The 11,919-nt window shown below is 67.6% G+C and carries 14 protein-coding genes; 8 read left to right on the top strand and 6 right to left on the bottom strand.

Annotated elements, in window-relative coordinates:
- Positions 1–247: 247 nt before the first annotated feature.
- Positions 248–691: a hypothetical protein gene (locus tag AC07Q9_RS07280; RefSeq protein WP_489061425.1), complete on the top strand. Its 444-nt coding sequence runs from the start codon at positions 248–250 to the stop codon at positions 689–691.
- A 36-nt stretch (positions 692–727) separates the two neighbouring features.
- Here AC07Q9_RS07280 and AC07Q9_RS07275 read toward each other — a convergent pair whose 3' ends face one another.
- The 3 genes from AC07Q9_RS07275 to AC07Q9_RS07265 form a co-directional block, all read right to left on the bottom strand.
- Entirely contained in the window at positions 728–2,581 is a 1,854-nt protein-coding gene (locus tag AC07Q9_RS07275; RefSeq protein ID WP_495308403.1) for a prealbumin-like fold domain-containing protein, read from the bottom strand.
- Positions 2,575–3,414, bottom strand: a complete 840-nt coding sequence (locus AC07Q9_RS07270; RefSeq protein WP_495308401.1) for a hypothetical protein — start codon at positions 3,412–3,414, stop codon at positions 2,575–2,577. The genes AC07Q9_RS07275 and AC07Q9_RS07270 overlap by 7 nt, the downstream gene beginning before the upstream one ends.
- Before the next feature lie 162 nt (positions 3,415–3,576).
- On the bottom strand, positions 3,577–4,026 hold the full coding sequence (locus AC07Q9_RS07265) for a hypothetical protein (RefSeq protein WP_495308399.1): 450 nt from the start codon (positions 4,024–4,026) through the stop codon (positions 3,577–3,579).
- A 17-nt stretch (positions 4,027–4,043) separates the two neighbouring features.
- On the opposite strand from AC07Q9_RS07265, the gene AC07Q9_RS07260 reads away from it, so the two are divergent.
- On the top strand, positions 4,044–4,364 hold the full coding sequence (locus AC07Q9_RS07260; protein WP_495308397.1) for a hypothetical protein: 321 nt from the start codon (positions 4,044–4,046) through the stop codon (positions 4,362–4,364).
- A 728-nt stretch (positions 4,365–5,092) separates the two neighbouring features.
- On the top strand, positions 5,093–5,494 hold the full coding sequence (locus AC07Q9_RS07255; RefSeq protein ID WP_495308395.1) for a GreA/GreB family elongation factor: 402 nt from the start codon (positions 5,093–5,095) through the stop codon (positions 5,492–5,494).
- 42 nt (positions 5,495–5,536) lie between these two features.
- Here the strand turns inward: AC07Q9_RS07255 and AC07Q9_RS07250 are convergent, their stop codons facing one another.
- The gene (locus AC07Q9_RS07250) at positions 5,537–5,767 is read right to left on the bottom strand and encodes a hypothetical protein (protein ID WP_495308393.1); all 231 of its coding nucleotides are present in this window, start codon (positions 5,765–5,767) and stop codon (positions 5,537–5,539) included.
- A 177-nt stretch (positions 5,768–5,944) separates the two neighbouring features.
- On the opposite strand from AC07Q9_RS07250, the gene AC07Q9_RS07245 reads away from it, so the two are divergent.
- Positions 5,945–6,832 carry a CsgG/HfaB family protein gene (locus tag AC07Q9_RS07245; RefSeq protein WP_489061443.1) on the top strand — a complete coding sequence of 296 codons (888 nt, stop codon included), beginning with the start codon at positions 5,945–5,947 and terminating at the stop codon, positions 6,830–6,832.
- Between the two features lie 81 nt (positions 6,833–6,913).
- The gene (locus tag AC07Q9_RS07240) at positions 6,914–7,990 is read left to right on the top strand and encodes an MBL fold metallo-hydrolase (RefSeq protein ID WP_495308391.1); all 1,077 of its coding nucleotides are present in this window, start codon (positions 6,914–6,916) and stop codon (positions 7,988–7,990) included.
- 7 nt (positions 7,991–7,997) lie between these two features.
- On the opposite strand, the gene AC07Q9_RS07235 is transcribed toward AC07Q9_RS07240, so the two are convergent.
- The gene (locus AC07Q9_RS07235) at positions 7,998–9,011 is read right to left on the bottom strand and encodes a zinc-dependent alcohol dehydrogenase family protein (protein WP_495308389.1); all 1,014 of its coding nucleotides are present in this window, start codon (positions 9,009–9,011) and stop codon (positions 7,998–8,000) included.
- A gap of 118 nt (positions 9,012–9,129) precedes the next feature.
- Here AC07Q9_RS07235 and AC07Q9_RS07230 point away from each other — a divergent pair, with 118 nt between their 5' ends.
- Genes AC07Q9_RS07230 through AC07Q9_RS07220 form a run of 3 tightly spaced genes read left to right on the top strand, consistent with a single transcriptional unit; the run spans position 9,130 to position 11,463 of the window.
- Positions 9,130–10,032 carry a LysR family transcriptional regulator gene (locus AC07Q9_RS07230; protein WP_495308387.1) on the top strand — a complete coding sequence of 301 codons (903 nt, stop codon included), beginning with the start codon at positions 9,130–9,132 and terminating at the stop codon, positions 10,030–10,032.
- Positions 10,033–10,063: 31 nt separating this feature from the next.
- A complete protein-coding gene (locus AC07Q9_RS07225; protein WP_495308385.1) occupies positions 10,064–10,930 on the top strand; it encodes an alpha/beta fold hydrolase in 867 nt (288 codons plus the stop codon).
- A complete protein-coding gene (locus AC07Q9_RS07220; RefSeq protein ID WP_495308383.1) occupies positions 10,927–11,463 on the top strand; it encodes a GrpB family protein in 537 nt (178 codons plus the stop codon). Before AC07Q9_RS07225 ends, AC07Q9_RS07220 begins: the two co-directional genes overlap by 4 nt.
- A gap of 1 nt (position 11,464) precedes the next feature.
- Here the strand turns inward: AC07Q9_RS07220 and AC07Q9_RS07215 are convergent, their stop codons facing one another.
- Positions 11,465–11,878, bottom strand: coding sequence for a PaaI family thioesterase (locus AC07Q9_RS07215; protein WP_062478117.1), 414 nt, complete (start codon positions 11,876–11,878; stop codon positions 11,465–11,467).
- Positions 11,879–11,919 lie beyond the last annotated feature (41 nt).

The following is an 11,919-nucleotide window of genomic DNA, read 5'->3' as shown; positions in this document are numbered from 1 at the left end:
CGAGGAGCCACCATTTGCTGAAGGCCCGTTACTCACAAGGTAACGGGCCTTTTCGCTTTCTGCGCCACACATCGGCCTTCCGCTGCGCGGCTCGCGGGCCTGTCCGACACGGCCGCCCCGCCCTGCGTGCAAAACTCCCTCTTTGTTAACAACTTCTGCGGCCCCGCCCAGGACAACCCCGTGCACGCACCGCGCCGGTCAGGCGTTGTTCGAGCTCAGTGACTCATAACAACCAAAGGGCATCACGATGAAACTCACAAGAATTCTTCTGGCCGCCGCCGTGGCCGCTGCCACCTTGCCCGCCGTGGCACAGGTCTCCGTCAACATCAACGTGCCCGGCCTGATCCAGGTCGCCCCGCCTGCACCACGCTACGAACCCGCGCCGCGGCCGCGTGGCGGCCAGGTCTGGGTGCCCGGCCATTGGCAATGGAACGACCGCGCCTACGCATGGCGCCCCGGCTACTACGTGGCCGCTCGCCCCGACTACGCCTACGCCCCGGGTGGCTGGGTGCGCGCCGACGGCGGCTGGCGCTGGCGTGAAGGCGACTGGCGCCGCGCCGAGCGCCGTGAGGAACGCCGCGAAGACCGCCACCACCGCCGCCATGACCACGACCGCTACGACCATGACGACGACGACCACCGCGGCGGCGGCCACTGCCCGCCCGGCCAGGCGAAGAAGGGACGCTGCTGATAGCAGCAGCTTGCGCGCCTGCTGACGCGCAAGCCGTCAGTTCACCGTCACCGTGAACCGCACGTTGCCCGTGCCGCCGGGTGCGAGTTGCCCGGTGAACTTCCAGTCCAGCGGACCCGTTCCGCCCGGCGCCTGCGCGGCTGCACACGCCACGACTGGCGCAGGCAATGCATTGGCCGGCGTGCGCTTCGTGCATGCGGTCAGCGTCGCCGGGGTCGCGCCGTCCTGCGAGGCGATGAAGCTGGTGTAGACCGGCGTGACGTCGCTCACCGTCAGGCCGCTGATCGGCGTCGCGCCGTTGTTGGTGTAGGTGATGCGGTACTCGAGCGTCTCCCCCGACTTGGCTTCGTTGTTGAGCCCGAAGCCGCCGTTCTTCGTCAGGTTGCGCACTTCCTTCTTGAGCTCCAGCGCCGTGCTCGACACGGTCGTGGTGTCGAGCACGAGGTAGCTCGCGCTCAACGCGGGTGATGCGTTCGTGAACACGAAGCTCGCCTGCACCGAGCGCTTGTCGTTGTAGCCGGCGAGCGCGCCGGCCGGAATGAACTCCTGCACCACCACGCACAGGTTCTGCCCTGTCGTCACAGGCCTGGGCACCGACGGCGGATAGAGCACCGCGGCGCCGGCCTGCAAGGCGCCGGTGCAGCCCGGGTCTTCGAATATCTTGGCGCTCCAGCCGTCGATCGGCGGCGTGGCCACCGCGCCGGCCACGCCGAAGCTCACCGTCCCGCCGGTCTGCGCCACGAAGGTGTGCGCGTGGCTCACGCTGCTGCCGGGCGAGCCGGTGCGGGCGCTGTCGGCGCCGAAGCGGCTCAGGGCCACGTCGCCGAAGTTCAGCTCGCCGGCCCGGGCGTCGTTCCATGCAAAGGCGATGTGGTCCGGCGCCCCCGCAGCGGTGCGCGTGTAGGTGTAGGTCCGCCCGCCCACGGCCACGCCCGTGCCGGAAGGAAGCGGCGTGCCGCCGACCGACGCCCCCGTCGACAGATGACCCGCCGGCGTCACCTCTTCGACGCACAGCGGATCGCCATCGGACGGCGACGACGGCTGCGACGGCACCTCCAGGCGGTAGTGGCCCGAGCCGTCGGTCACCGCCGTGGACCACACGCCCGCCGCACAGTTGGTGAGCCGCATCTGCACGCCCACGAGCCCCGCTTCGCCGCCGTTGGCCACGCCGTCGTTCGGCACGCCCGCGCCGCTGCCGTTGTCGCTGAAGACGCGACCGGTGACGGCATACGCGTCGCTGTTGACGAAGGTGCATTCGAGGTCCGCGCCGCCCACCATCCACTCGGCGGGAATCGTCAGCACGTTGCCGGCCAGCACCACCGGCGGCGCCGACGCCGGCGCTGCGGCCGGCCTCGCGCGGGGCGCCCCGCGGATGGGCGACGGCGCGATGACGTCCTTCAGGTCGTAGCAGCTGGCGCTCACCGGGTTCACGGGCCAACCGGCAGGCGACGTCTCGGTGATGGTGACCGGGACACCGATCCTGCCGGTGATCGTCTGCGCGCCGACCTGCTCCCCCGGCACGGTGACCGTGATGGTGTCGCTGCTCACGCTCAGGCCCGACAGCGCAAAGCGAAAGCGGTGGGTGCCCGAACCGACGTACGCCACCTTGACGATGCGAAGTTTCGGGTCACCCAGCCGGACCGCGATGGGCGGCGTCGTGGCATCGCAGGGTTCGTTCGCCAACGGGGTGCACAGCGCATCGCCGCCACCGCTCAGGTTCACCGTGTTCGTGCCGGACTGCGCGCCCACGGCTGTTTCTTCGACGAAGACGGGAATGCGGATCTCGAAGGTGCCCGGCGCCACGCCGGCGGCCACGCTGCAATTGGAAATCAGCGAGCCTGCCGCGGGGCAGCCACTCAGGACGCCGGTGGTGGTCCTGGCGATCAGCACGGGAGGCCCGGCCAGCGTGATGCCGGTGTCCAGCTCGTGGCCGTGCAGGCGGCGGAAGAGCGCGGCCCATTGGCCGGCGCGGTCGGCCAGACGCCGTTGCCCGGTGCCGCGACCGACGGAGCGCCGATGACCTTGGTGAGGTTGAACACCGCATCGGTGGCCAGCTTGACCTCGTCCTTGTCGGCCGCCGAGGTGTTCGGCGCGGTGTACAGCGCCGGGGTGCCCGGGGTGGCGGTGATCGTTGCGGCATCGAAGTTGCCGGTGCCGACGGCCGAGCCCGGGATCGTGTAGGCCACGACGAAGCGGAATGCGCCGTTGTTGCCGGGCACGCTCTGCGCCGGGGTCACCGTGCAGACGTTCACATCGGTCGCCGAGCAGAGCGCCGTCGTGCTGTCGGGCAGCCCATTGCCGTCGGCGTCGGCAAAGACCTCGACGCGCGAGAACTTGCCCGCATCGGCCTTGACCGTGAGGGCGAAGGTGTCGACGCCGTTGCCGGTGTTGGTTAGCACGTGAGGTGCATAGACCGTGGAGCCGGCGGCGCCGGACTTGGTGTTGACGATGGTCGTCGTGACCTGGTTGACGCTGTCGAGCGTGAACGAGCCCACCTGGAGAACGGTGGTCTGCACCAGGTTGGAGGTGGCGACCTGGGCCGTTCCGGCGGCGTCCGAATAGCTGGCGGACGCCTGGTTGCCGATGACGGTGTTGGCGGGCGGCGCAGCGGCAAGTGCCGCCGGGCTTCCGAAAAGGAAGCCCAGCGTCAACGCTGCAGCGCCTGCCCAGGGCGCGCACGGCTTGAAGCCGCTGGCGCGTGGGGTTGGCTGGGTGGGAATCACGTAGTTTTCTCCTCTGTTGTCAATGAACGGGAACACGAAAGAACCTGGCCGGTACGTTTCGACGGACGAACGCGTACCTGCCGACGGGCACTCGGAAACAAGAGATCGATGGAAAGGGCGGGCGCCCTCGCCTCGCGCAGCGCGCGAGGGGCGGCGCGGCCTTTACTTGCCGCGCGGGGGCGGCGTGGCGGGCGCGGGAGGCGCTGCCGTTGGCGGCGCGACGGTTTCAACCTTGGCGCGCGCGCTCACGGCGATGCTGCCGCTGGCAGGCAACTGGCCCAGGCTCCAACGCAGCATGCGGTACTCGCTGTAGGGAACGGATTCGGTCTTGCCGTTGGCCAGCTTGCGAACGAGCGGCTCGGGCTCGAAGACGGCGGTCTTGGTGGCGGCTTTCACGAGGCTGGCGCCCGGCTTGGCGCTGCGCGGCAGGTATTCCAGGCCCTCGGGGATCGGCAGATCGGCCACCAGCCCCTTGACCGGCTTGCCCGTGTTGTTGGTGTAGGTGGCCTTGTATTCGATGACGTCGCCCGGCTTGATGGTGGCCGCGTCCTGGAACTGTTCATTGCCATCCGGCCCCTTGACCACCTTCGATTGGGCGAGGACGACGGTCACGGCCTGGGCTGCGACAGGTGCGCGCGGCACCTCCAGCGAAGCGGCGGGTTGCGCCAGCGCGGCGGTCGCGGCGCCTGCGGCAAGCAGAGCCAGGCCTGCGCGGAGCAGCGGGCGAACCGCGCCTGCGCGGCCTCGCGACGACGACAAGAACAAGTCCCAAGTGGATGCTGTCATTCAAACCCCAATTAACATTATTTGAAATTCACGCCGCAAAATTTGCAATTGATCTTCTTGCTGCAAACAAAAAATCAACATTGCTTGCAATTGAAGAAAATCAGTGGGTCAAATTTTTGCGTACCGAATTCTTATGTCTCAGGGCTTTTATGGCAATCGAATAAAAGAACAGAGGCTGCGCAAATGAGACATATTGACCAAACAAAATGCCCTCACCCCTTCTTTCGGCCAGATGCCTCTCAATTGAAGTCCTCAGGCTCTCGAGAGAGTCAAAACAATTGAAATCAACTGTCTACAACAGCAATCTCAAGCGCCTGTTTTAACCAAGGAAGAATATTTCACGCGAATTAAATTTCATCAAATCAATTCCATTTCATTCATCTTGATGTAGCGCATCGAATTATTCATTGATGAATTTCAATACACACAGCACAAGTCAAGAAAATATCGAAATCACAGAGAATTCGGTAAAGATGGGCGTTTACCCCATCCTCTTCCATCATTCATTCACGCAATTTCAAATCACTGGCCCCTGATTCCGATTCAGACTTTCAACCGATTGAATCCAGAGATTCCACGGCAATTCCTCGCTGCATCTGTAGGGCCATAATTGGTCAATCTGGCCAGAATCCCCTACACTCGCGCCCCATGGCCCTCCTCTCGCCCCGTCGATACCCTGCGCGCGCAGCCCTGCCCATGGCAGTGGCCGGTCGTCGTGTGGGCGCCGTCGTCGCGGCGGCCACGTCGGTCCTCCGACGCACGTCCGCACATTCCTGAGCCCGGCGGTCCGCTACCTTCTTCTTGATGCGCACACCTTGACCGCCGGGCACCACACCGCGCGGTAGCGACCCTGTCTGTTGGAAAGGCGGGTTGCGTTCATCTGGAGTGCTTCATGCTTTCAACCGTTCACGGGGAGCGCACGCTCACCGAACTCGATTACGTCCGCCTCAGCAAATTCGCGGCCGCCCCTCTTCCCCCGGCCCTGGTCGATCTGCTCGACACGGCCGACATCCTTCCCTCGCGGGAAATGCCCTCGGACATCGTCACGATGTACACGCAGGTGGAAATCGAAGACCTGCCCGGCGGGCAGCGACAAAAGATCGTGATCTGCTATCCCGCCGACGCGGAACCGACCACGGGGTTCATCTCGGTGCTGTCGCCCGTCGGCATCGGCCTGCTCGGCCAGAAGACAGGCGCGGTCGCGCGCTGGAAGACGCCCGACGGCGGGGAACACAGCGCGCGCGTGATCGCCGTGCTGTTCCAGCCGGAAGCCAGCGGCGACTACACGACCTGAAGGTGCGCCGGTTCAGGCCGGCGGCGCCGCCCGTTCACGCAGTCAGTGCTGCATGACGCCGACGACGCCGCGGCCCCGGTCCTTCGCACTGTCGATGGTCGCGCTGACGGCGCTCGTATTGACCGCCAGCGCCACCAGCACCGCGCCGACGAACGACGGGTCGGCATTCCCGCTGTAGCCCGACGCCTCGGCAATGGCCAGGGCCTGCGCGACCTGCTGCGTCGTCAGCTCGACGGCGGCTTCTCCCACGACATTCCTCTTCTTTGTGGCCATCTGAAAACTCCTGCGAATGGAGTTCGGACTGTAACCACGCCCCAACAAGCGTCACAAATGTTCCTGACTGTGTGACTTTCGACACTGGCCGCCGCATCGGGCGGCCCGTATCGTCGCGCGGGCGCGGCGCCCGCCCCTGCGCGGACGCCACATCGTTTTCATTTGACGGACAGGGACATGCCTTTTTCCAAACTCTCTCTCGCCAGCGCACTCGTGGGCCTGCTCGCGCTTTCCGGTTGCCAGACCATGGACATGCAGATGGGCGCCCCGGCGGCCAAGACCACGGCCACGGGCAGCGCCGCCGGCGGCGCCACCTCGGGCGAGAGCAGCCAGCTCGAGCGCTGCGAATCGCCGCTCGGCACGGTCTCGCTGATCGAGAACGTCAATGCCGGCTGGTACACGATCCTCACCGGTGAATACCGCCTGCCGCCCACGGCCAACCTGCTGCGCCTGCTGGTGCAGCAGTCGAACTGCTTCGTGGTGGTGGAGCGCGGCGCGGCCGGCATGAACGCCATGACACGCGAGCGCGCGCTGATGCAATCGGGCGAGATGCGCGGCGGCAGCAACTTCGGCCGCGGCCAGATGGTGGCTTCCGACTACGGCCTGTCGCCCGAGATCGTGTTCAGCAACAACGACGCCGGCGGCATCGGCGGCGCGCTCGGCGGCCTCGTGGGCGGCGGACGCGGTCGCGCCATCGCGGCCGTCGGCGCCAGCCTGCAGACCAAGGAAGCCAGCGCGCTGCTGACGCTCATCGACAACCGCTCGGGCGTGCAGGTGGCTGCGGCCGAAGGCAGCGCCTCCAAGACCGACTTCGCGGGCTTCGGCGGCCTCGGTGGCCGCGGCGGTGCCGGCGGCATCGGCGGCTACACCAACACCGCGCAGGGCAAGGTGATCGCGGCGGCCTTCATGGACGCCTTCAACCAGATGGTCCGTTCGCTGCGCAACTACAAGGCGCAGACGGTGCGCGGCCAGGGCCTCGGCGGCGGTGGTCGCCTGGGCGTGGACGGCGGCGCCGCCCCGTCGCAGACCTCGGCGCCGGGCGCGGCCCGCCCGCGCCGCAAGTAAGCGCGCCGTCCATCGTCTTCGAAGTGACCCGGGCCGAATGCCGGTCGGGTTCACAATTCATCCCTCTGGAGGTGAAACACGATGGATGGTTTGGAAGAGTCGGCGGAAGCAGCCAAGGGCAAGCTTGTTTATCCCTTTGCGGAACTTCCGCCACGCGGCAAGTCGATCGAGGTCGCCACGGGCGTTCACTGGATCCGCATGCCACTGCCCTATTCGCTCGACCACATCAACCTGTGGGCGCTGGACGACGGCGACGGCTGGGCCGTGGTCGACACCGGCGTGCGTACCGAGGAAACGGTGGCGGTCTGGCGCGAGCTGTTCGCCAATTCGCCCGACACGCGCGGCCTCACCCGCGTCTTCGTGACGCACATGCACCCCGACCACGTCGGCATGGCCGGCTGGCTCACGCGCAAGTTCGGCGTGCGGCTGTGGATGACCCGCTCCGAATACCTGATGTGCCGCGTGATGGTGTCCGACACCGGCCGCGAAGCGCCCGACGACGCCATCGCCTTCTACCGGCGCGCCGGCTGGGGCGAGGCGGCCATCGAGACCTACCGCACGCGCTTCGGCAATTTCGGCAAGCACATCCACCCGCTGCCCGACAGCTTCCGGCGCCTGCGCGACGGCGAGGTGCTGCGCATCGGCGCGCACGACTGGCGCGTCGTCACCGGCAACGGCCATTCGCCCGAGCATGCGTGCCTGTACTGCCCCGACCTGAAGGTGCTGATCTCGGGCGACCAGATCCTGCCGCGCATCTCGTCCAACGTGTCGGTCTCGCCGGTCGAACCCGACGCCGACCCGATGGCCGACTGGCTGGCGTCGCTCGCCAAGCTCAAGCGCGAAGTCCCCGACGACGTGCTGGTGCTGCCGTCGCACAACGAGTGCTTCCGCGGCCTGCATGCGCGCATCGACCGGCTGCAGCACGGGCAGGAGCGCTCGCTCGACCGCTTGCGCAACGCACTGAAGACGCCGAAGCGCGCGGTCGATGTGTTCACGAGCCTGTTCGCGCGCAGCATCGCCGAGTCCGATGTGCAACTGCTCGGCATGGCGACGGGAGAAAGCCTCGCCTGCCTCAACTACCTGCGGCACCGCGGCGAGATCGCGTGCGACGTCGCCGACGATGGCGTGGCCTGGTACCGGCTGACGTCTGCTGCCTGAGCGCCGGTCAGACCTCGAGCACGACCTTGCCGATGTGCCCGGCGCGCTCGAGGTAGCGGTGGGCCTGCACCACGTCGTCGAGCGCGAAGCTCCGGTCGATGCGCACGTGCAGCGTGCCATCGGCAAGCCCCGCATCGATGAAAGCCAGCGCACGGCCCAATGCGCCCTCGTCGCGCGGCAACCCCATGGTGGCGGCCCCCGTGTGCTCCAGCACCTTGTAGACGTGGAAGCGCCAGCTCTTGCGGAACTGCGCAATCACTGGAAACCTGAATTCGGCGCCACCCGACAAGCCATACAGCACATACCAGCCGCCATGCGCGACCACGTCGCCGAGCCGCTCGACCTGCGCGCCGCCCACGCCGTCGTACACCAGGTCGACGCCGCGGCCCTCGGTGAGCGTCAACACGCGCTCGACCACGTCTTCTTCGTCCGTCACGACCACATGCGTCGCGCCCGCCTCCCGCAGCGCGTCGCGCTTGGCCGCCGTGCGCGTGACCGCGATGGCGACGATGCCCGCCACGCGCGCCATCTGCAGCGCCGCGATGCCGGTGCCCGATGACGCCCCGGTGACGAGCATCACCTGACCGGACTGCAGCCGTGCCATCTCGAACATCGGGAAGTAGCCCGTGAGATACGCCATGTAGGCGCCCGCAGCCTGCGCGGCCGACAGGTTGTCGGGATACCGCACCACGTGCGCGGCCGGAAAGAGAATGCGGTCGCCGTAGGTCGGATACAGCCCCTGGCTTGCCCCCGGCAGCACCGCGACCCGGTCGCCCACGCGCAGCCCTTCGACGCCTTCGCCCACGGCCTCGATGACGCCGGCGGCTTCGTTGCCCAGCCCCGCCGGCAACGTCGCGTCCTCGATGTACAGGTTCTCGCGCCACAACGCGTCGGCCCGGTTCAGGCCGATGGCCTGCACCGCGATGCGCACTTCGCCAATGCCCGGCGCGGGCACCGCGACCTCTTCGAGCTTCAGCACCTCGGCACCGCCGAATGCGTGAAAACGAACCATCCTGCTCATGACAACTCTCCTTCTTTCTTGAATGACCGACGGCTTCAATCTAGAGGCCGCGGCGTCATCAAGGAAATCGATTCGCGGGATAGTCGCTATGCGCACGATCGATAACGCCCCGACCCCGATGAAACCCATCGAACTCAACCGCATCGACCTGAACCTGCTCACCGTGCTGGCCGCGCTCATGCGCGAGCGCCACGTCAGCCGCGCCGCCGAGCGGCTGAACCTCGGCCAGCCCGCGGTGAGCCATGCGCTCGCGCGACTGCGCGAGCTCACGGGCGATCCGCTGTTGGTGCGCCAGGGCCGCGTGATGGAACCCACCGCACGGGCCCTCGCCCTGATGCAGGGCCTGGGCCCCGCCCTCGCGCAGATCGAAGCCACGTTCCGCGCGCAGGCCGACTTCGAACCGGCGCGCGCCGCGCCGGTGTTCCGCATCGGCCTGACCGACGACCTGCAGATCGCGATGCTGCCCCGCCTGCTGCGCGCCCTGAGCACCGAAGTGCCCGGCGCCAAACTGGTGACGCTCACCGTCTGCTACCGCAACGCCATGCGCTACCTCGACCAGGGCCGTGTCAGCGCGGTGATGTCCTTCCTGAAAGACCTGCCCGCCGATGCGAAGGTGCGCAAGGTCCGCACCGCGCGCTTTGCCGTGCTCCGCGCCGACACCGCGCCCGGCAGGCTGACGCTCGACGACTACTGCCGCCGGCGCCACCTGCTCGTGACCTATGCCGGCGACCTGTGCGGCACCGTCGACGAAACGCTGGGCGAACTCGGACGCCAGCGCGACGTGCTCTTCTCGGTGCCGCAGTTCGGCAGCCTGCCCGCCGTGCTCGCCGGCACCGACCTGCTGGCCACGGTGCCCGAGCACGTGGCGCTGGCGCTGTCAGCGCAAAGCGGCCTGCGCTGCGAGCCCCTGCCCTTCGACAGCCCGAGCTACCAGTTGCGGATGGCCTGGCGCGCAGTGACCGACAAGGACCCGGCGCAGGTGTGGCTGCGCAAGGCCATGCTGCGGGCCGCCAACGATTAGGATGCAGATCCACTTCCCTGGAGGACCCCGCATGCCGAGCACCGAGACCCACTTCGAACTGACCGCCAACGACGGCCATCCGGTGGAGGCCCATCGCTGGCAGGGCACCGCGCCGCGCGCCATCGTGCAACTGGCGCATGGCATGGGCGAGCATTCGCTGCGCTACCGGCCACTGGCCGACGCGCTCACAAAGGCCGGCTACGTCGTCTACGCGAACGAGCACCGCGGCCATGGCCCGGGCGCCGCTGCGCGCGACCAACTCGGCGAGTTCGGCCCGCGCGGATTCGCCGGTCTCGTGGACGACATGGCGCTGCTCAGCCGCCACGCACGCGCCGAGCACCCCGGGCTGCCGCTGGTCCTCGTCGGCCACAGCATGGGCTCGTTCGCCACGCAGTACTACCTGGTGCGGCACAGCGAACTGCTGTCGGGTGCGGTGCTGTCGGGCACCACGGCGCTCGACCTGCTGGGCGGCGCGCTGCAAAGCGGCTTCCGGCTCGAAGACATGAACGCCGCGCTGCCCGACGTGCGCACGCCCTTCGACTGGCTCAGCCGCGATCCGGCCCAGGTCGATGCCTACATCGCCGACCCGCTGTGCGGCTTCACCGTGTCGGCCGAAGGCATGGGCTCCATGTTCGCCAGCCTCGACGAACTCACGCCCGCCGCGATGCAGACGCGCATCCGGCCCGAGCTGCCGCTGTACCTGTTCACCGGCGACCAGGACCCGGTCAGCAACAAGGCCGAGTGGTTCTATCCGCTGGTGCAGCGCTACCGCGAGGCCGGCCTGCGCGACGTGTCGTGCCATGTGTTCGGCGGCGCGCGCCACGAGACGCTCAACGAAACCAACCGCGACGAAGTCGTGGCCGTGCTGCTGGCCTGGCTCGCGCGCATCTCGCGATGAAGCTCCTCGCCTTCGACGAGAGCCTGGACCAGCGCCACATCCTGCCTTACGACCCGGCGTACGCCGAGGTGTTCGCGCAGGTGCAGCGTGACGTGCAGGCACAGCTCGAAGGCGTGGAACTCATGCACATCGGGAGCACGGCGATCGTCGGACTGCGGGGAAAGCCGATGGTCGACATCGCGGCGATCACGCAGCGCGAGAACCTGCGCATCGCCCAGTCGGAATTCGAAGCCCTCGGGTTTCACCGTCGCCCCGTGTGGGTCGACACGGACGAGAAGCCCTACGTCTGCGCGTCCGTGCTGCACGATGGGCGCAGGTTCAACCTCAACCTGCACATCTGCCATCGCGGCGACCCGGTGCACGTGGACTCATTGGCCTTCATGGAAGTGCTCGACCGGCGCCCGGACCTGCGCAGGAAGTACGAAGAAGCCAAGGACCGCGCCCACGCCATCGATCCGGCCAATCCGCAGGTCTACAACCGGGAAAAAGAAGCAGTGATCCGCGAGATACAGGCCCAGGTCGGGCAGGCCTAGCCTAGAGGCTCGCCAGTATCCCGGTCGACGTGGCCTCTGCGGCCAGCTTCCCATCGGGGTTGTAGAGCGCGGCTTCGAGGAACGCCACGCGCTTCCCGCGCCGGATCACGCGCCCCTCGACGCGCCCTTCGCCAGGGCCGACCTTCTCGTAGAAGCTCACCTTGATCTCCAGGCTGAAGACCGTCTGCGCCTGCTCAGTGTCGTGCATGACCGCATGGGCCATGGCCGCGTCGAGCCAGGCCGTGATGAAGCCGCCCTGGGCGATCGTGCCGTTCGTGTGGCAGTACTCGCGCCGCACGGTGAAGGCGGCCTTCAGCGTCTTGTGCTCGGCGTCCCAGCCGGTCACGTGGAAGTTGCCCATCGATTCGGACAGCGCCTGGCCCGAGCGGATGCGGGCTTCGAGTTCATCGTTCATTGGTTTCGTTCGCAGCAGGTGAAGCAACGGGCATTCTCTGC

It is taken from the genome of Variovorax sp. GW821-FHT09A10 (assembly GCF_059418385.1).
The sequence above is the reverse complement of the archived record's forward strand: the minus strand, read 5'-3'. Positions and strand labels throughout refer to the sequence as shown.